20 protein-coding genes are annotated in these 20,673 nt (G+C 40.3%); 2 read left to right on the plus strand and 18 right to left on the minus strand.

Translation table 11 applies throughout. From position 1 onward, the window contains the following. Positions 1–92: 92 nt before the first annotated feature. Positions 93–422, plus strand: a complete 330-nt coding sequence (locus LFLEISCH_RS15915) for a hypothetical protein (protein WP_051057296.1) — start codon at positions 93–95, stop codon at positions 420–422. Positions 423–469: 47 nt separating this feature from the next. Continuing rightward, complete coding sequence (locus tag LFLEISCH_RS15920) at positions 470–850, plus strand: MurR/RpiR family transcriptional regulator (RefSeq protein WP_051057297.1); 381 nt, start codon at positions 470–472, stop codon at positions 848–850. Between the two features lie 231 nt (positions 851–1,081). Here LFLEISCH_RS15920 and namA read toward each other — a convergent pair whose 3' ends face one another. The 18 genes from namA to uvrA form a co-directional block, all read right to left on the minus strand. Beyond that, positions 1,082–2,095, minus strand: coding sequence for an NADPH dehydrogenase NamA (namA, locus tag LFLEISCH_RS08680; protein WP_007475522.1), 1,014 nt, complete (start codon positions 2,093–2,095; stop codon positions 1,082–1,084). Positions 2,096–2,110: 15 nt separating this feature from the next. Then, positions 2,111–3,085 carry a DNA-binding protein WhiA gene (whiA, locus tag LFLEISCH_RS08685; protein WP_007475524.1) on the minus strand — a complete coding sequence of 325 codons (975 nt, stop codon included), beginning with the start codon at positions 3,083–3,085 and terminating at the stop codon, positions 2,111–2,113. A 5-nt stretch (positions 3,086–3,090) separates the two neighbouring features. After that, a complete protein-coding gene (locus LFLEISCH_RS08690; RefSeq protein WP_007475526.1) occupies positions 3,091–4,056 on the minus strand; it encodes a gluconeogenesis factor YvcK family protein in 966 nt (321 codons plus the stop codon). Between the two features lies 1 nt (position 4,057). Next, complete coding sequence (rapZ, locus tag LFLEISCH_RS08695; protein WP_007475528.1) at positions 4,058–4,933, minus strand: RNase adapter RapZ; 876 nt, start codon at positions 4,931–4,933, stop codon at positions 4,058–4,060. 372 nt (positions 4,934–5,305) lie between these two features. Continuing rightward, entirely contained in the window at positions 5,306–7,033 is a 1,728-nt protein-coding gene (locus LFLEISCH_RS08700; protein ID WP_007475531.1) for a phospho-sugar mutase, read from the minus strand. A 171-nt stretch (positions 7,034–7,204) separates the two neighbouring features. After that, positions 7,205–8,119 (minus strand): aldose epimerase family protein, encoded by a 915-nt coding sequence (locus LFLEISCH_RS08705; RefSeq protein WP_007475532.1) that lies wholly within the window; start codon positions 8,117–8,119, stop codon positions 7,205–7,207. Between the two features lie 65 nt (positions 8,120–8,184). Further along, a complete protein-coding gene (galE, locus tag LFLEISCH_RS08710) occupies positions 8,185–9,174 on the minus strand; it encodes a UDP-glucose 4-epimerase GalE (protein WP_007475535.1) in 990 nt (329 codons plus the stop codon). 344 nt (positions 9,175–9,518) lie between these two features. Beyond that, positions 9,519–10,475, minus strand: coding sequence for a thioredoxin-disulfide reductase (gene trxB / locus LFLEISCH_RS08715; RefSeq protein WP_007475536.1), 957 nt, complete (start codon positions 10,473–10,475; stop codon positions 9,519–9,521). Between the two features lie 81 nt (positions 10,476–10,556). Further along, complete coding sequence (locus LFLEISCH_RS08720; protein WP_007475537.1) at positions 10,557–12,020, minus strand: tetratricopeptide repeat protein; 1,464 nt, start codon at positions 12,018–12,020, stop codon at positions 10,557–10,559. A 101-nt stretch (positions 12,021–12,121) separates the two neighbouring features. After that, on the minus strand, positions 12,122–12,619 hold the full coding sequence (locus LFLEISCH_RS08725; protein ID WP_007475538.1) for an acyltransferase: 498 nt from the start codon (positions 12,617–12,619) through the stop codon (positions 12,122–12,124). 1 nt (position 12,620) lies between these two features. Next, complete coding sequence (ppaX, locus tag LFLEISCH_RS08730; protein WP_007475539.1) at positions 12,621–13,274, minus strand: pyrophosphatase PpaX; 654 nt, start codon at positions 13,272–13,274, stop codon at positions 12,621–12,623. A gap of 30 nt (positions 13,275–13,304) precedes the next feature. Then, positions 13,305–14,138 carry a prolipoprotein diacylglyceryl transferase gene (gene lgt / locus LFLEISCH_RS08735; protein ID WP_007475540.1) on the minus strand — a complete coding sequence of 278 codons (834 nt, stop codon included), beginning with the start codon at positions 14,136–14,138 and terminating at the stop codon, positions 13,305–13,307. A gap of 100 nt (positions 14,139–14,238) precedes the next feature. Further along, positions 14,239–15,174 carry an HPr(Ser) kinase/phosphatase gene (gene hprK / locus LFLEISCH_RS08740; RefSeq protein WP_007475541.1) on the minus strand — a complete coding sequence of 312 codons (936 nt, stop codon included), beginning with the start codon at positions 15,172–15,174 and terminating at the stop codon, positions 14,239–14,241. Positions 15,175–15,330: 156 nt separating this feature from the next. After that, positions 15,331–15,687 carry a phage holin family protein gene (locus tag LFLEISCH_RS08745; protein WP_007475542.1) on the minus strand — a complete coding sequence of 119 codons (357 nt, stop codon included), beginning with the start codon at positions 15,685–15,687 and terminating at the stop codon, positions 15,331–15,333. A 9-nt stretch (positions 15,688–15,696) separates the two neighbouring features. After that, on the minus strand, positions 15,697–15,894 hold the full coding sequence (locus LFLEISCH_RS08750) for a PspC domain-containing protein (RefSeq protein ID WP_007475544.1): 198 nt from the start codon (positions 15,892–15,894) through the stop codon (positions 15,697–15,699). 85 nt (positions 15,895–15,979) lie between these two features. Beyond that, positions 15,980–17,203: a PspC domain-containing protein gene (locus LFLEISCH_RS08755; protein ID WP_007475547.1), complete on the minus strand. Its 1,224-nt coding sequence runs from the start codon at positions 17,201–17,203 to the stop codon at positions 15,980–15,982. Positions 17,204–17,266: 63 nt separating this feature from the next. Beyond that, a complete protein-coding gene (locus LFLEISCH_RS08760; protein ID WP_007475549.1) occupies positions 17,267–18,514 on the minus strand; it encodes a DUF4097 family beta strand repeat-containing protein in 1,248 nt (415 codons plus the stop codon). A gap of 182 nt (positions 18,515–18,696) precedes the next feature. Next, positions 18,697–20,673, minus strand: a 1,977-nt coding sequence (gene uvrA, locus LFLEISCH_RS08765) for an excinuclease ABC subunit UvrA (RefSeq protein ID WP_007475551.1), incomplete at its 5' end; no start/stop codon positions are given.

Raw genomic sequence — 20,673 nt, forward strand, 5'->3', positions numbered from 1 at the left:
TTTGCGAAGAGGGTATCGCTCTATTGCGGGTTTAATGCTACAATAAAAGCATAACGTAAGCGCTAACAAATAGGTAAAGGATTTGATTTTAATTGAAACTTGAAGAATTAGTCAATAAAAATTATGAGCAACTCAATCAGAATGATAAGCACATTTGGAACTATATTTTAATGAATAAAAGATTGTGTAGTGAAATGAACATTAATGATCTTGCCAAAAACTGTGCTGTATCAAGAACAACTATTCTGAGATTTGCTAAAAAAATTTCACTATCTGGATTTAGTGAACTAAAAATTCATTTAAAATGGGATTTGGAGCAAGAAGTTAGTATGATGGCGGAATCAGTGGATATTATTTGCGAAGGTTATACGCGAACTATTCAAGAACTCGCGCGCAAAGATTTTTTTCGATTTGTCGTTTGATTCATCAAGCCAAACGGGTTTTTATTTTCGGATCCGGAGATTATCAAATGTCGGTTGCTAAGCAATTAAAATTACTTTTTTTACATGGTGGGGATTGTTTTTATGATTTTGATGCGGTGACGATGAATAAGGAATTTTTTCAGATTGTAAATTCAGAAGATCTGGTGCTTTTAATTTCATTAGACGGGGAATCAAAATCTGTTGTTTCAGTGGCCCAGCAATTAAAGCTCTCACATGTCCCCGTTATCTCCATCTCCAAATTAAAAAACAGTACTTTAGCTAGCCTAAGTACTGAAAATATTTATATGAATAATACAAAGATTAGTTTTGATAATAAAAGCACAAAAACCTTTGAATCCACAGCTAGTTTATACCTTATTGCTGAGTTGCTTTTCGTTCAGTATAATCTCTATAAAAATCAACTTTAAAACGCGAAGGAGTACCTCCTTCGCGTTAGCTTGTAGAAAAACTCAACGTTTACGCAAAATAAAACGGCGCACGTCAAAATTAGACTGCTGACAAATGGTGAGATTCTAGGAAAATCTGAGTACCGGAGCGGAGCGTACTCGAGTACGTGAGCACCGGAACGGAAGGTTTAACGACGAAGATTGCCGTTTGTCAGCAGTCTGACGCGAAGGAGTGACTCCTTCGCGTTTATTTTACCAACCTCGACCGTATTGTCCGGGGCCTTCAATTGTCTCACCAAGTGTAATGGCAGCAGTGCGTGCAAAATACGGATTTCTGAGTAATTCACGACCAATAATAATTAAATCCGCGCGACCGTTACACAAAATTTCTTCCGCTTGCGTGGCATTTGTAATGAGACCAAGCGCTCCTGTTGCAATTCCTGCATCGCTTCGAATCAATTCAGCAAATGGCACTTGATACCCTGGATAGCTTTTTGGTGCTACAGGAACTAGGCCGCCACTCGACACATCTACTAAATCTACGCCATCTGCTTTCATCCATTTTGCAAAAGGAATATAGTCTTCTGGTTTTAAACCGCCATGGGCGTAGTCTGATGCGGAGACACGTACAATGACCGGTCCATCCCACACTTCACGCACAGCTTTAATAATTTCCCCTACAAGGCGGTAACGATTGCCCGCAGGTCCGCCGTATGCATCTTCCCGGCGATTCGTAATTGGTGATAAAAATTGATGTAATAAATAACCATGTGCAGCGTGAAGTTCAATCACATCAAAGCCTGCTTCTGCCGCGCGATATGCCGCGCGTTTGAAATCTTCTACAACTTCTTTTATTTCTTCTAACGTCAAGGCGTTTGGTTCGCTATATTTCTCACTAAATGCGATAGCTGAAGGCGCTACAATTTTCCCAGGAAGTTCAGCTTTTCTACCCGCATGAGCTAACTGAATCCCAGCTTTCGAACCGTGGTAATGAATACCATCTGTAATCCGTTTAAGCGCTGGAATTTGTTCATCATTCCATAAGCCGAGGTCTTTTTCCGAGATTCGGCCATTTTCTTGAACAGCAGTTGCTTCCAAAATCACGAGTCCAACTCCGCCTGCTGCACGACTCATATAATGTGTGAGATGAAAGTCTGTTGCAATACCATCTTCTTTATCAACTGAATACATGCACATCGGTGACATAACAAGACGGTTTTTAAGTGTAATATCCTGCAATTTGTAACTGGAAAATAATTTCGACATCAAAATTCGCATCCTTTATTTTATACTTTGTACATTTAAGCCTACTTGTGACGGCGTTTCCCCGTTTTTTAGCCGTTCGGCAATTTGATCGATTTTGCGTAAGCGGTGATTAATTCCCGATTTAGAAATCGTACCACCTGTAAGCATTTCCCCTAACTCTTTTAATGAAACATCTTCATGTGTAATTCGTAGCTCAGCAATTTCGCGCAGACGTTCCGGCAAAGCTTCTAAGCCCACTTCAGCGCGGATAAATTTAATATTCTCAATTTGCCTAACCGCGGCATTTATGGTCTTATTTAAATTAGCGGTTTCGCAGTTTACTAGGCGGTTAACGGAGTTACGCATATCTCGCATAATACGGACATCTTCAAAATGAAGCAGCGCCTGTGTTGCCCCGATAATACTTAGAAATTCTGTGATTTTTTCCGCTTCTTTTAAATACGTAATAAAACCATTTTTCCGCTCTAGCGTTCTGGCATTTAAATCGAATGAATTGAGCAGGGCACAAATGGACTCATTATGCTCTTCATAAACTGAAAATATTTCAAGATGGTAAGAGGAAGTTTCAGGGTTATTCACCGATCCACTTGCTAAAAAAGCTCCTCGCAAATAGGCTCGTTTTGCATTCCGTTTTTTTACAAATGCCCTGTCAATGGACTTCGTAAACGTAAAATGATCTTGTAAAATATATAAATCCTCTAAAATTTCCTTTGTTTTCGCTTTCAGCCTGACGATATATACATTATTCTTCTTTAATTTCATTTTTTTTCGGACTAAAAGCTCAATGGGAACATCATACAGCCGTTTTAACAGTTGGTACATTCTTCTCGCTGTGGCAGCATTTTCAGTTTGAACATCTGTCACCATTAAACCATTTGAAAATGACATTGCACCGTTCATTCGAATGAAGGCGGCAAGTTCGGCTTTCGCCTCATCTTCTGTCACTTCCATATTCGTTAATTCTTTTTTTGTTTCCGAGGCAAACGACACAATACTCACTCCTTTTCATTTTCATTCGAAAGCATTTCTAAAAGAGCTTGCGCCACTTTTTCGCCGTCGTGTCTCACAAGACGATCTTCTGTGGAGAGAAAGTCGTGATACACCTCTTCTACACCAATTTTTTTTAAATCAGCATCACTATGCGTGACTTGTCTGACATCGTCTGGAAATAGTAATTCTTCTGGCACTTTTTCGGTATTAATAAGCATTTTAGTAATAAAAGGCGTCCCTACGTGCTCATGAATCGCTCGAATATGATCTGCATCGCTAAAGTAATCGGTTTCCCCAATTTGCGTTAAAATATTAGTGATGTAAACCTTCTCTGCGTTTGAAGCTACAATGGCATCCGCCAAACCTTTCACGAGTAAATTGGGCATGATACTTGTATAAAGGCTACCTGGGCCAATAACAATTAAATCTGCCTCCTTCACTGCTCGAATGGCCGTTTTAAGCGGCAAAACTTCTTCCGGCTCGATAAAAACACGTTTAATTTGCTTTCCTTGTAAAGGGATGATGGATTCGCCGGTCACAATTTCCCCGTCTTCCATCTCGGCTTTTAAAACAAGTGGGTGATCTGTGACCGGAATGACTTTGCCGCGAATGCGCATGACTTTCGAGAGAACATCAATGGCATCCACATAGCTCGCGTTTAATTCTGATAATGCTGTTAAAATTAAATTCCCAACAACATGACCTGATAAATCACCGTCTACTTTAAAACGATATTGAAAAAGGTCAACAAGTCGCTGATCGGCGTTTGATAAAGCGACCATTACATTGCGAATATCACCCGGCGGAAGGACATTCATTTGTTGACGGATTTTTCCAGAGCTACCTCCGTCATCGGCCACTGTTACAAGTGCTGTTAAATCGACATTTTTATGTTTCAATCCTTTTAATATAACCGGAATCCCCGTTCCGCCGCCGATAACTACAATTTTGGGTTTCTTTGCTTTATCCATACTACTTTTCCTTTCTGCGCTTCATATCTCGGTGCGAAATCGTCGTTTCATATTTCCCTTGCAAAGCTTTTCCAATGTATTTTGAAAGTGCCACAGAACGATGCTGACCGCCTGTACAGCCAATCGCAATCACAAGCTGCGTTTTTCCTTCACGTTTATAATACGGGAGTGTAAAATTGAGCAAATCAAGTGTTTTATCTAAATACGTTTGCGTCTCTGGCCATTTCATAACATAGTTATAAACGTCTTCATCAAGCCCTGTTAATGGACGCATTTTATCAATATAATGTGGATTCGGTAAAAACCTCACATCAAACACTAAATCCGCATCAATTGGCAGGCCATATTTAAACCCAAAAGACATGACCTGAACGTTGAAGACATCTTTATCTTCTGCTTTAAACTCTTGATTAATTCGTTCTCTAAGATCTCGTGGTTTAATATTTGATGTGTTAATTACAAGTTGCGAACGCCCTTTTAAATCACTTAAAAGTTCGCGCTCTGCTTTAATTCCCTCTAAAACTGATCCATTTGGTTCAAGCGGGTGATGGCGTCTTGATTCTTTGTAACGCGAAACTAACACAGCATCATCTGCTTCTAGGAAAAGGATTTTTGTCGTAATAAATGATGTATTATCAAGCTCATCTAGCGCCGTTTCAATAGAGTCAAAGAAATCACGTCCGCGTAAATCCATGACAAGTGCAATTTTATTCATTTTGCCAGATTCTTTCATGAGCTCCCAAAATTTTGGTAAAAGCGTTGGCGGTAAATTATCGACACAAAAATAGCCAAGGTCTTCTAAAGACTGCATCGCAACCGTTTTACCTGCCCCACTCATTCCAGTAATAATAACTAATTGCAATTGATTCGTTGCCAAAAGCACTCACCCTTCCGTCATTCACTATATCTATTATCTTACCATATTCGAGGCTTGAATGTTGCAAAAAGAGGTTCACCAAATAAAGCGAATGAGGTCTAAAAACTGCGGTTCCTACCTTTTGCGATTGAAACTTCTTCCCCTAGATGAAAAAGCGATGTAAGCGTTTGACGAATCAAAATCTCACACCATTTTTCCCCATTTTATAATTCCGATTACTTTTCTATGCCTCGATAATGGCTTGTTTAACAGCTTGCTTGATGACACACTAATAGCGAAAAAAAACAAATTTTAATTCAAATATACCTTTAAAAAGAGAAACTCAGTAAAAATACGTTTCAACGGATCTTTTACTGAGTTTCCTTAGCTATTTTATTTTTCAATCCGTTCAAGAAGCTCAGTGCGAATTTTCTCAAGCTTGGCCGTGCTAGCTGCTTCAGATGCACCTTTTATGCTAAAGTAGAATTTGATTTTCGGCTCTGTTCCAGAAGGACGTAAGCAGAACCATGAACCATCTTCTAAATAAAATTTCAATACGTCCGCACGAGGAAGTGTGATTGGTGCCATCTCCCCACTTGCAAAACTTTTTTCGCTTCGTAAATAATCTTCCACATGCGCGATTTTTTCGCCACCCATGCTTGTTGGAAGTTGATTGCGAAAACTTGCCATAATCTCTTTAATCCGCTCAGAACCGTCTTTCCCGCTCAGTGTTAGCGAAACAAGATCTTCTTTATAAAACCCGAATTGGGAGAAAATATTGTCCAGTTCTTCTAAGAGCGTAAAGCCGCGTTCTTTAGCGTCTAGTGCCACTTCGGAAATGGCAAGAACAGCTTGAATGGCATCTTTATCGCGTGTAAAGGATTTGACCATGTAGCCATTACTTTCTTCGTAGCCAAACTCAAATGTATGCGAGCCGGTTTCTTCAAATTGTTTAATTTTTTCGGCGATAAATTTAAAGCCTGTTAAAACTTCAATCATTTCCGCTCCGTAAAATTCAGCGATTTCGCGGCCAAGGTCGCTTGTTACAATTGATTTTAAAACGGCCGCATTGGTCGGCAGCTCCCCTTGGTTTTTCTTTTGTTTGAGTAAATAATTTAAAATGAGGGCGCCAATTTGGTTTCCTGAAAGGACGTTATATTCGCCTGTTTTTGTGCGAACCGCTACACCTAGGCGGTCGGCGTCTGGATCGGTCCCTACCAAAATGTCTCCATCATATTTTTCGCCGTAATCAATCGCCAGTTTGAACGCCTCTTTGTTTTCTGGGTTTGGCGATTTAATTGTCCCGAAGTTCGGGTCATTTACAAACTGTTCCTCCACGCGGATAATATTGGTGAAGCCTACACTATTTAGCGCAGGTACGCCTAAAATTCCACCTGTACCGTGAAGCGGGGTAAACACAATTTTTAAGTCTCCCCCTTTTTCTTTCACAAGCGATTTATTTACAATCACTTCTTTTAATTTTTCTAAATAAGGCACGTCCACTTTGTCGCTAATGACTTCAAGGATGCCATTTGCTTCTAGTTCACGCACATCTTTAATTTCCACTGAAAAAATATCCTCTACTGAATCAATATATTCCGTTACAGCGTCCGCAGAAGCAGGCGGCATTTGCCCACCGTCCTCACCATAAACCTTATAGCCGTTATATTCAGGCGGATTATGGCTCGCTGTAATAACAACCCCGCTGAAGCAGTTTAAATCGCGAATCGCGAAAGAAAGTTCTGGCGTCGGGCGAAGCGATTCAAACACGTAACTTTTTATCCCGTTGGCGCCTAAAACCGCAGCACTCTCGTACGCGAATTCTTGTGACATATGACGAGGGTCATAGGCAATTACGACACCGCGTTTTTTGGCCGCATCCCCATTTTCTGCTACAAATTTTGCAAGCCCGTAAGATGCCTTACGAATCGTGTAAATGTTCATGCGATTTGTTCCCGCACCTAAAACCCCACGCATTCCAGCAGTTCCAAACTCCATATTTTTATAAAAACTATCTTCTAATGTTTTTTCATCACCTTGTAAAACCTCAAGCTGTCCGCGCAAATCCGCATCTAGCTGTCCATTATTTAACCATTTTTCATATTCTACGTTCCAATTCATTGTACCTTGGCTCCTCTCACAATAACCTTCTGTTTTATTTTATCAGTTTCGAGCTTTATTTACAAAAAAGCGAAAAATCGTTTTGGAATAAAATGGGGTCCCCGGCCGGAGCACAATATCTCCAAAATGCGGATGATGAATAGCATCAGGCAAACTTTGCGTTTCAAATGATTATCCCTGAAAACGGCCGAAATTTATCCCCAAAACCAAGTATAATACACCCGTTAACGTGTTTCCTGTATAAATCACCACAGCCGGTGCATCCGTTTCCATTTTTATGCCCCGCCCTGAATCCCGATCAACTAAAATGGCGTCAGGTTGGTTGCGTACATGTTCCAAAACAAACCCGTGATCTAATCCACCACTTGCTAAATCCATCTGCGGGTCGCCTTTTAAAATCGCGCTTTGAATCTGCTTGGCCTCATTAAAATCAAACGCAGTTCCAAAAACCTCTCGAAGTTCTCCTGTTGGAATCAATTCCTCATCGATACATGCATAGGCGTGGCTACGCACAAAAAGCTCATTTTTTAAGATGGACTTTTTAACATCTCCCGAAAGATTAAAATAAGTATGATTGGTCGGATTAAAAAGCGTTGGCTGGTCCGTGTCCGCCTCATATTCAATGACCCATGCATCCTCTTCAGTTAGCGTATAGCGCATCACAACATCTACCTCGCCCGGATAGCCATTTTGAAAGGCAGGACTTTTATAGGAAAAAATAAGCGAATTTGCTGTTTCTTCAACTTCAAAGACGGTCTTACTGAAGTTCGGACGGCCTCCGTGCAGTTGGTGAACTCCCGCATTTTTCACAAGGTCATAATGTTTGCCATCTAACCAAAAAGAGCCATTTCGAATCCGCCCTGCCACTCGGCCAACAAAAGCCCCAAAATACGGCGAATACGCCAAATAATCGTCTAGACTATGAAACCCTAAACAAATATTTTGAAACTCACCAAATTGATTTTCCGTCACAATGCGCGTCACAATAGCACCATAATTTAAAGCCGAAAATTCAGTCCCGCGTTTATTTTTAAGTGTATATTCATAAATTGGAACTCCGTTTAATTCCCCAAACAGTCGTTTCAACTCGCACCTCCCAGTCACCAAACACACAAACTGGCGACACGCTCTGTCGCCAGTTTGACTTCCATTTATTCTTCGTAACCGTTTGGATGAGCCGAATGCCATCTCCACGCGGTTTCAATGATTTCTTCAACATCCGTATGTTTCGGTGACCATCCTAAAACCTTTTGTGCCTTGTCACTTGATGCGATTAGCGTACTTGGATCTCCAGCTCGGCGCGGCCCAATTGCAGCCGGAATTTCCTTACCTGTTACACGTCTAGCTGCCTCCAGCATTTCCTTCACTGAAAAGCCATTGCTACTGCCAAGGTTGAAAATGTTGCTCTCCCCGCCGTTTTTCAAATACTCCAGAGCCAAAATATGCGCATCAATTAAATCCACCACATGAACGTAATCGCGCACGCAAGTTCCGTCTTCAGTATCATAATCATCACCATAAATTGATAATTCATCGCGCTGTCCTAATGCCACTTGTAAAATAATCGGCACTAAATGCGATTCAGGATTATGGTCTTCCCCGATTGAGCCATCTTCTTTTGCTCCAGCAACGTTAAAATAACGTAAGGAGACATAACGAAGCTCATGAGCCAAGTCACACCAGTGCATCATTTTTTCCATAATCAGCTTTGTATCGCCGTATGTGCTTTCTGGTTTTGTCGGCATATCTTCGGTAATCGGCACGCGTTCCGGCTCTCCGTAAGTCGCGGCTGAGGACGAAAAGACAATATGCTTCACGCCAAACTCTTCCATCACTTCAAGCAAAACTTGTGTCCCGTATACATTATTGTTTAAGTAAGCAAGCGGAATTTGCATAGATTCCCCGACAAGCGAATTAGCCGCAAAATGAATAACACCTTCAATCGCTTCTTTTTTAAACACATTTTGTAAAAAAGCTTTATCACGTATGTCGCCCTTATAAAAAACAGCTTGTGAATTCAAAGCCGCCTGATGTCCAGTTTGCAAATTGTCTACCACAACTACTTCATAACCTTTTGCTAGAAGTGCATCTACTGCATGCGAGCCAATATAGCCAGCCCCGCCTAATACTAAAATACTCATCTCATCTTCCTCCTCGAGGGTACTCTTATCTTATCTATTTTACAACAGTTTCAGGCAATCGTCACCCTTTCTCATATAGATTTCAAAAAGGTTTCACATAAAGTTCATATTTGGGCTGATTTGTATTGGTTAAACGAAATTATGAAATTACGTGTTATCTAACTTTTTATAGCCATTATAAATATAATGAACAAGAATCATCCTCATAAATTTAATCTGAAAAGTAAAAGGGCTTTTTCCTGATTTCCTTGCCACCTCCGCTTTATTTTCTTTTTTCGAGCTGAATAAGTTTCCTCTCCATACATCAACAAAAAAGACTACCCAAAAGGGCAGTCTCGAAATTTTTATTCATTAACCGCTTCAAGCGATTCTTTTAATTCTTCCACAAATTTTTGTGCATTTTGTCCAGCTAAACCGCCGTCTCCAGTTGCCGTTACGATTTGGCGTAAGCTTTTCACGCGAACGTCTCCGGCTGCGAAGATACCTGGAATGCTTGTTTCCATTTCTTCATTTGTACGGATATAGCCTTCTTCATCTGTAATCCCAAGGTCGCGAAATGCGTTTGTGAGTGGCACAAGACCGACATAGATGAATACGCCGTCCGCATCAACTTCGCGTTTTGTACCATCTTTTGTGGATACAAGACGTACACCGGTGACTTTTTTGTCATCTCCAACAATTTCTTCAACTGTTGAATCCCACACGAAATCGACTTTTTCATTTTTAAAAGCACGATCTTGTAGAATTTGTTGCGCACGTAATTTATCGCGTCGATGTACGATTGTAACCTTATCCGCATAGCGCGTCAAATAAGTTCCTTCTTCAACTGCAGAATCTCCGCCGCCAACGACGATTAAATCGCGATTTTTGAAAAAGGCACCATCACAGACCGCACAATAAGATACACCGCGTCCACTAAGTTCATCTTCACCCGTAACACCTAATTTACGATGTTCGGCACCGGTTGCAATAATAACCGCACGTGCTTTATAGCTTTTCGAACCAGCCGTTACAAGTTTATATTCTTTAAAATCTTCAATACCCTTAATGTCGCCGTACGCATATTCTGCGCCAAATTGTTTAGCACCCGTAAACATTTTATCCGACAAATCCGGACCTAAAATGCTATCAAAACCAGGATAGTTTTCGACATCAGCCGTATTGACCATTTGCCCGCCCGGGACGCCACGTTCAATCATTAATGTATCTAAATCAGCACGGGATGTATAAAGCGCCGCTGTCATACCAGCAGGCCCAGCACCAATAATAATCACGTCATAGATTTTTTCTTCACTTACCATCCGACATCCTCCTAAAGTTACTCTTTAAGTCTACACCTAGCTTAATACGAAACAGTAAGTTCGTCTATATTTATGCTCACACTAGTCAAATAGATCAATATCTTGTATCTTTTTGTCTAAATTCGCTGTTTTTATTTGCGACTTGCTGCCAAAACGCGCGACGAAGCTCGAAATGACAGCCTCCTTCTCGTAGTCCACCAAGGAAACTCGTTTCTCCGTAATCTGCCAAATCGTTCGGACCACCTGCACATAAAACGCTAAGTTTTCCTCCGAAAGTGGCAATCCAATCTGCGTGAGCTCGGAAAAAAGCTCGACCATATAGCGGCTATTCTGTTCTGGAATCCCATCTGCGAGAAACACAAACTGCGTGAAAACGAGGTGCTCTTCATACGTCCAATTGGTCATTTCAAAAAGGGGATGAAACAACACCATTTCAGCGCGCGATGGTGAAATAGAAAGCGCATAAACACCTAAATAATGTAGCGCCGGCTCTTTTGATGCAAGGAAGCGCAAAACGTTTGGAACGTGCGCCACAAAGTCATCGGCCTTATCTGTAAACGGAAAATCTTCCTTTTCATAAACATCGCAATTTAAAAACTGCTCCCACATTTCATTAGCAAATTCAATATTTCCTAAATAATAAGCTGTTTTTGCCCGGTAATAATAAAACTTCGGCCGTTCTGTCACCTCTAAATCAACAATATCACCTAGGAAATCGTCCGCCGTTTTATACGCTCCCATCATGGCATGCACATAGCCGAGTCGTTCCCTATGATGCGTTAAAATCGGCACAATTTTTGAAAGCTCACTGTAAAGCGCCTTTGCTTCTTCCTCATTCGATTTAAAATAATGATACATAAATAAATCAATGCGCCCTAAAAGATTGCCACTTGAGCGTTCTAGTAAGTCATATAAAACTCTAAGACCTTCTTCTTCGCGCAACTGTTCAAAATAAAGCGCCGCAAGCTGATTATAAGCTGGCCAAAAATTAGGTTTTTCATCAATAACTCGTTCTAAAACACGGCATGCCGAAACACTGTCTTCTTCTGCTAAATAGCGATTAATTTCCTTCTTATACTCATAAAATTCCTGTTCGACTTTAATAAATTTATTTTCAAGGCTCTGACCAATCGGCGATTCCTCAAGCAAAACATCCATTAAGTCATTCGCCTCTTCTACATATTCGCCCTTTGGATCCTCCGCTACATATCGCTTAGCATATTGAAGCGCACGTTTAAAATCCTTTAAATACGCAAAATTATTTGCGATAAAATAATAACAATAATGCATATTCGCATCTAGTTTTTCTAAAATATAACGCAAAAGTTGATTAGACTTATGAAATTGCCCAATTTCTGTATAACAAATCGCCAGCTGACAAATAATCACCGGTTCAAATGGCTCAAGTTCACGTGCCCGCTCTAAATAACCAATCGCTTCCGTCATTTTCTCCTCGCGAAAAGCCACAATACCTCGTTCAAAATAAAACTGTCCGTTTGGGAGAAAGTGAATCACTTTTGGGTCCCGAAATCGTTTTCCTGTCATTTTTTCTCCCCTCCATTTCGTTTATTTAGTATATCACAGTTCAAAATTCCGTCAATATACTGGATTCTCCTTCTACATATACCCCATAAAAAATCCGATTCTCACTCAGAATCGGATTTTTCTCTAATCACAATTGGATTTCCAAACGCTACACAATCAGCTGGGATGTCCTTTGAAACGACTGCTCCCGCGCCAATTACAGCGCGGTCTCCAATCTGAACTCCTGGTAAAATGATGACGCCAGCGCCAATCATGACGTCATTCCCAATCAAAACGGCGCCAACGCGATACTCCTTCACGAGGTATTCATGCGTTAAAATCGTCGTATGATAGCCGATAACTGTATTTTCGCCAATCGTAATCTTTTCTGGGAAAAATAAATCGGGTGTTACTTTAAACGCAATGGCGGTTTTCGGTCCTACTTTCATCCCTAAAAGTTTGCGATACAAATTGCGTTTCCCGCCCATAAAAGGGAAGTAGCGTGCAAATTCGATGACAAGCGTATTTTTAAAAGTTCGCCAAAATGAGACCGTTTTATACACATGGTTTAGTGGATTTTCGCCCGGAATTTTAGGTTCGTAGCGTTTGTAATTGCGCATGCTAGGCCTCGGTACGGACAATTTCAAGTAAATCGCCCATCGTTTTTAACATATAGTCAGGCTCAAACTGGCTCAAATATTCTGGACCTTTAATACACCATGAAACACCTGCCGTCTTGGTGCCCGCGTTTTTTCCCGCAAAAATATCGTGTAGATTATCGCCCACCATAATCGCTTCATCTGGTTCTGAGCCGAGTAGCGCAAGCGCCATTTCGATACCCTCAGGATCTGGTTTTGCGGTCTTCACCTGATCGAGCCCAATCACAACTTGAAAATATTTATCCAAACCTGTTAATTTAAGGCCTTTCATAATGACATCGTACATTTTAGTAGATACGACTGCTAATTTATAATCTTCTTCATAAAGCGCTCGAATGGCCTCATAGACACCATCATACTCAAGCACAAGTTCATCATGATGCGAAATATTAAACTCGCGATAATACGCTATCATCTCTTCCACACGAAGAGGCGCTAAGTTCGCAAATGTTTCGGTAAGCGGCGGTCCGATAAAAGGTAAAATATCTTCTCTCGAAAAACTTTTTTCTGGTAAAAATTCCGCCAATGTTTTTTGAAATGTTGTGATGATAAGTTCATTTGTATTAATCAAGGTTCCATCCAAGTCAAATAGTAAAGTAGTTATCTTTTTAGTCATACTTTCAACCTTTCTTTGCCGAAGCAAACCCTATTTTTGTTTTGGCACCTTCCCGTATTTGTCCGCTAAATAATAAGGTGGGTTTAATTTTAGACGTCTATAAATCATGATGCCCACTGATACAACGATTAAAATGACCGCAAGCACTTGGGATACTCTAAAATCGCCCCACATAAGACTGTCCGTACGCATCCCTTCGATGAAAAAGCGACCGAAAGAATACCAAATCACGTAACTTAAAAACAGCTCCCCGCGGCGAATCTTCGTCCGGCGTAAAATAAGTAACACAACAAACCCTAGTACATTCCATAAACTTTCATAAAGAAAAGTGGGCTGATAATAGACCCCATCTATGTACATTTGATTGATGATAAAGTCTGGCAGGTGAAGACTTTCTAAGAAACTGCGCGTCGTCTCTGCCCCGTGTGCCTCCTGATTCATAAAGTTTCCCCAACGTCCAATCGCTTGAGCAATCAGTAAACTTGGAGCAGCAATATCCGCTAGTTGGAAAAAGGAGATTTTCTTGATACGCGAGAATATAATCGCCGTACCGACCGCCCCAATCAGCGCCCCGTAAATGGCAATCCCTCCGTGCCAAATTTTTATAATTTCGCTTGGATTATCCTTATAAAAGTCCCACTGAAAAATGACATAATAAATGCGCGCACAAATAATTGAAATGGGGATTGCCCAAATGAGTAAATCTACAAACAACTCTTTATCAAAATGGCGTTTAGTCGCCTCTCTAAGTGCCAAAAGCAGTGCCACAACTACACCCAGTGCAATAATAATTCCATACCATTTAATGGAGAAGTTACCGATTTGAATCGCCACTGGATTAAGCGGCGTAATTTGATTTTCCATTTTGAACCTACTTTCTTTGTTTCATATTCTAAATTTAATTTTAACTGTTCTAACTAAAAAAAGAAAGAAGCTTGACTAAATTGCCAAGCTCCCTCCATTTTTAATCATTCATGCTATTATGGCTAATCAAGTTGTTTAAGTCACTCGTAAAGCGTTCCGCTGCATTGTATCCCATATTTTTCAGGCGGAAATTCATTGCCGCTACTTCAATGATAACGGATAAATTTCGGCCCGGACGAACTGGCACTGTAATTTTAGGCACATCCATATCAAAAATTCGCGTTTTTTCCTCATCAAGTCCTACTCGGTCGTAATGTTTTGTTGGATCCCAATTTTCAAGGTGCACAACGAGCGTGATTTTTTTGCTCGAACGAACGGCTCCTGCTCCGAAAAGTGTCATGACATTAATAATACCGAGGCCTCGAATTTCAAGTAAATGTTCAATAATAGCCGGTGATGAGCCGATTAAGGATAACTCATCTTCTTGGCGGATTTCGACATTGTCATCTGCTACTAGGCGGTGACCACGTTTCACGAGTTCAAGCGCTGTTTCACTTTTTCCAACTCCACTGCTTCCGGTAATTAAAACGCCTAGGCCATAAATATCAACTAGCACCCCGTGCATCGAAATAACTGGCGCCAATTTACTTTCCAAAAAGTTAGTGATATAAACAGAAAGGCGTGTCGTCTTAAGTCTTGAGCGGAGCACCGGAATACCAGCTTCACTGGCCGCCTGTATAAGTTCTTTTGGTGTTTCTAGGTTTCGCGAAACAACAAAGGCTGGTGTTCGTTTTGTGCACATCTGTTTGTAACGTTTTAAGCGCTCTCCTGGTTCCATGCCTTCTGAAAACGAAATTTCCGTCATTCCAAATAGTTGGACGCGGTCCTCAGGATAATAAGAAAAGAAACCGGTTAATTCAAGACCGGGTCTTGATAAATCACTGGTTGAGATAGGACGTTCTAAACCTTCATCACCGCAAATCAGTTGCAGGTTTAATCGTTCTACTAACTCTTTTACCGTCACGCTTTTTGTCATGTAAGTCCCTCCACTACGGTTTTTCTTTTATTTTACCATGTATCCTTACTTTCGAATAGCGCTAACGTGAGAATGAATTAGATTTAAATGTATGTTATCTCGCCGTAAAATCCCAATTTACGACAAAAAAGTTACGAGCTAATGCTCATAACTTTTCTATCTGCGACTTTTGTTGTCAAAAAGAACCGAATTAATAATCATATTAGCGAACGCCATAATCGCTGCTAAAATGAGAGCTGTGCCGAATCCGTCGATGCTAAAGGAATAACCCATGAAGTATGTGGTTAGTTCAAGCATTAACGCATTGACGACAAACGTAAACAAGCCTAACGTTAAAATATTAATTGGTAATGTAAGTAATAATAAGATTGGCCGCACAAGCATATTTAAAATCGCTAAAATAAAACTTGCAAGTATCGCTGTCATAAAGCCATCTACATGAAAGCTTGAAAAGAACCCGGACAACGCTACAAATAACACTGCATTAATTAAAACACCTATCAGAAAACGCATATAACTTCATCACTCCCACTCAGTACTTGGGGCTTTTGGCATAACAATAGCAGCAATGATGTAAAGTAACAACCCAGTTCCAACAAAACATGTAGCTACTGCCCAAATCAGGCGAATCCAAGTGACTTCAATACCAAAATATTCTGCAAAGCCTCCACAAACACCAGCTAACATTTTTTGGTCATTCGATTTTCTTAATTTTTTCATGTTTCATCCCTCCGAATCTTTGAAATTCATGTAGGGGCTAATAGGCCATTTCTTGCATAATTAGCCCTCTCCGGTTCAAAATCATTTATTTTACTTCTTCTTGTGTCTCCTCAAGTTCCGTAACTTTAATAATACCCGTGTTCACACTTGCTTGGATTGTTCCTGTACTTATTTCTTCCGCATTTTGGGTAAAGACAAACGTTTGATTTGAATTATCCCAAACCTTTGCATTTTTCAAATCGAAGTAAATTTTTTCACGTCTAGTTCCTAATGTCCCATCCACATTCCACGATGCGGGAATCTGGATGCGAATATCTCCGTTTGGTGCTTTTAAATCAGCAGCAGTAGCCGTATCATTATAAACGATATAGTCTACATCGCCTTTAGCTGTTTTTGCAACCGTTGTGAGTAAGTTACCAGAAACTGCTACATCACCTTTTTGTGTGGATAAGTCGATATTTTCAACGTTTACTCGTCTAAAGAAAATTTCGCCATCAAGAACTTCCGTGCTTAAGAATTTTCCACTTGCACCAGTCGATCTCACATCACCATGATGCACTTTTAAAAGTGTATCCTCAGCAGCTACATCATCAAATTTCAAGTTACCGTTAAGTAACTGTATTTTCATTTGTTCATAAAGTCGTTTTGGCACTGTTAACACAATATCTGTTTTTAAAACATCATTTTTAGATTCAAATATAAATTGCTCTGGCGTAATTTCAAGCATGGTTTGACTGAAAAAGTAATCCCACAATTTGTCTTCGCTTAATTGACGTATAGAACGCGCTTTTTCGTGAACCGCTAAACCAACACGTACTTTTAAGTCTTCTTTTTCCCAAACTCGAAGCGTAACATCACCTGTTGCAACTTGGACCTTTAGCCCTCTAAACGTTGTTGCGTCGAAACTAAACTCGCGAGATGGTCTTGGTCTAGTTTTCCCCGGATGATTACGTTCTGCATGTTGTGCTCTTGCTCTTTCGTGTTGCATTTTGTGCTTCGTATGCGCTTCTTGATGGCGATCGATACGATCATATTGCCGATTTCTACGCGCTTCCATACGACGTCTTTTTTCATCAACACGTTTGCGGTGATGGTCAAGCACTTCTTCATTCGTCATGTTTTCAGAAGGAATCACAAACAGGGCAATGATATAAGCAATAATTGCGATACCCGTTTTCATCGTAAAAATGGCAACAACAATAAAAATCAAACGAAGAATCGTTGCATCTACTCCAGTGTATTCGGAAATTCCACCAAAAACACCGCCGATTTTACGATCAACACGAGATCTCCTTAGTTTTTTGTCCATACTATGCGCTTCCTTTCAAAATTTTCTTCTAGAAGTCTTCGCCAAACTGGCGAAGACTCTTTTTTATTTAAATTCACGAATTTTAACATTACCTGTAGTGGCTTCTGCTTCTATTTTTAACGCGTCTTGTTCAGCATGTTTGGTAAAAATCATCGTTTTGTTAACTGATTCAGATTTAGAATCAAGTACTTTTGCATCTTTTATATCTAAAAACAGTTTGCCTAAGTTGGTATGAAGACGTCCATCTAAGCCTAATTCTCTTGGTACGGTAATTTCAAGATTTCCGGCACCGGTTTTAGCTTTTAAGAAGGCAGCTTCGTCATTTTGCAAGTGATAATTGACATTTCCGTTTTTCGTCATTAAATTGGTAGAGTAAAAACTACCTTTTGCCGAAACATTACCGTTAAAGGTTTTAAGTGATACATCTCTTACGTTACCGTTTTGTATGCGGACATTGCCGTTGATGGATTCAATTTCTGTAAGGGTAGCTTGGATTGTGCCAACGCTAATGTTCCCATTTGTTGTTTTGGCGAATAAGTCACGACCAGCTAACTCATCAATATGGAAGTTCCCATTTAAAATTTTCACTGAAACATAGTCATACTCACGACGTGGTAAATAGACGGTTAAGTTGGTAACAATTTGTTTTGATTTTGATTCAAAACGAAGTGTTTCTTCGTCCACACGAAGCGTTGTACGGTCAAAGAAGATTTTCATTGCTTCCTCTTCAGGATATTCCTTAAACAATTTAATCATAGCGTGAACGCGGATGTCATCGTTATCTGAAGGTTTAAATTCAATATTACCATTTGCCACTTCAAACTCTAAAATAGAAAGCGTCGTGTCATGATATACAAATTCACGTTCAATTTTAGTGGATGTTAAAAACGGAAACGGCATATCTTTCACTTGGTTGAAAGCACTGCTTAAAAATGAACCAATTTTTTCACCAGCTTGCGATAAGTCATTCATCACATTTTTCATGGTTTCTTCACGTTTTTCCTTTTCTATCCGTGCCTTTTCTTCATCTTTTGCTTTTTGCTCTGGACGTTCTTTGCGAGGTTTTTTCGCTTCGCCTCCGCGGTAAGGATTGCCAGCTGTATTCCACCCTTGTGAATAATCATAGCCTTGTTCTTCTTCGTCAGTAAATTCTTCCTCGTAAAAAGTTTTTCTTTCTGCTTGACGGATATTTTCAGAGGCTACAGATTTGCCTTCTTTTTTAGAAATATTTTCAAGTAGCGTTAGTGCTTCTTCCGTTGAGAGAACACCTTGTTTCACGAGTTCTAAAATGCGTTTACGTTCGTTTTCCATTCCAGTTCCTCCTAATAAAAATTATATTTAAGTAATTTAAATTCATAAGTCATTAACTATATATTCATTATGAAGGATTACTCATCATCTGTCATACAACCTAAGAACGATTCTTTCTTTAGACTTTTGGGGAAAAGAAAAAGCCTAGTGGGAAAACGGTCTCCCCATTAGGCTTTCAAGCTTTATTTTTCTGCATTTTCAATTCGTTCTTTAGTCCGTTTTTTATCCCGCTCAAGAATAGGCTTTAAATATTTGCCAGTATACGATTTTTTCGAACGGGCGACTTTTTCAGGGGTACCTGTCGCGATAATTTGACCGCCACCGTCGCCACCCTCTGGCCCAAGATCGATTAAATAGTCCGCTTGTTTAATGACATCTAAATTATGTTCGATGACTAAAACGGTGTCGCCATTATCATCAACTAAACGTTGCAACACTTTAAGAAGGCGACTAATATCATCCGCATGTAAACCAGTTGTCGGCTCATCTAAAATATAAAATGATTTACCGTTACTGCGTTTATGGAGCTCAGAGGCGAGTTTAACCCGCTGTGCTTCACCACCAGATAAAGTAGTGGCCGGCTGTCCAAGACGAATGTAACCTAGGCCGACATCGACAATGGTTTGTAACTTGCGCGCAATTTTAGGTTGATTTTTAAAGAAATCGAGCCCTTCTTCGACCGTCATTTCTAAAACTTCCGCAATATTTTTTCCTTTGTAGCGAATATCTAAGGTTTCGCCGTTATAACGTTTCCCGCCGCAAACCTCACACGGAACATACACATCTGGTAAAAAGTGCATTTCAATTTTAATAATTCCGTCGCCTTTACATGCCTCACAACGTCCACCTTTTACATTAAAGCTAAATCGTCCTTTTTTATAACCACGAACTTTCGCTTCATTGGTGGAAGCGAATAAGTCACGAATGTCATCAAATGCTCCTGTATACGTTGCCGGATTAGACCGTGGCGTCCTCCCGATAGGCGATTGATCGATATCAATAATTTTTTCTAAATGCTCCGTGCCTTTAATTTCTTTATGCGCGCCTGGTTTTGCACTAGCGCGATTTAATTTGCGTGATAACGCTTTTCGAAGTACTTCATTCACTAGGGAGCTTTTTCCAGAACCTGAAACGCCTGTCACACATGTGAAAGTACCGAGTGGGATTTCTGCATTGACATTTTTTAAATTATTCGCTTTAGCCCCAATAATTTCGAGTTTGTTACCATTTCCGTCTCGGCGTGAAGTTGGTACTGGAATGAATTTTTTCCCAGAAAGGTATTGACCGGTTATAGAATTTTTATCTTGTGCCACTTCTTTTGGTGTTCCGGCTGCCACAATTTGGCCTCCATGTTCTCCTGCACCTGGCCCGATATCAATTAAATAATCTGCCGCCATCATGGTATCTTCATCGTGTTCAACGACAATGAGTGTATTTCCGATATCCCGCATATTTTGTAGCGTCTCAACTAAGCGGTCATTATCACGCTGATGTAAACCGATGGATGGCTCATCTAAAATATAAAGCACACCGGTTAAACGCGAGCCAATTTGTGTAGCTAATCGAATTCGCTGTGCCTCACCGCCTGAAAGTGTTCCGGCAGCACGACTAAGGGTTAAATAATTGAGGCCTACGTTATTTAAAAACCCTAAGCGACTTCGTACCTCTTTTAAAATGGGCGCCGCAATTTGGCTTTCTTTTTCGGAAAGAGAGAGGGCTTCAAAAAACGCTAATCCTTCCGTGACCGAATAATTACTAATTTCGCCTAAATGCTTATCGGCAATCTTCACTGCTCGCGCTTCTTCTTTTAGACGGTATCCATGGCAAGTCGGGCACGGGAGATCTGTCATGTATTGTGCCATTTGTTCCCGCGTAAAGTCCGAATTTGTCTCGCGGTAACGTCTTTCTACATTTGGTAAAATGCCTTCAAAACGCATCCATGTTTCTCGCGTCATTCCAAAATCATTTTGATATTTAAAGAAAAATTCTTGTTCTCCGGATCCATTTAAAATAATATCTTGCTCTTCTTTGGATAGTTTTTCAAATGGTTTTGTCATATCAATCCCAAATTCCTCACATKCCTCACASGCAGATTCGAGCATTTGTGGGTAGTACTGCGAACTGATAGGGCGCCAAGGTACAATGGCTCCGTCTTTTAA

The organism is Listeria fleischmannii subsp. fleischmannii LU2006-1 (assembly GCF_000344175.1).
In the GTDB taxonomy this organism is placed as follows: Bacteria; Bacillota; Bacilli; order Lactobacillales; family Listeriaceae; genus Listeria; species Listeria fleischmannii.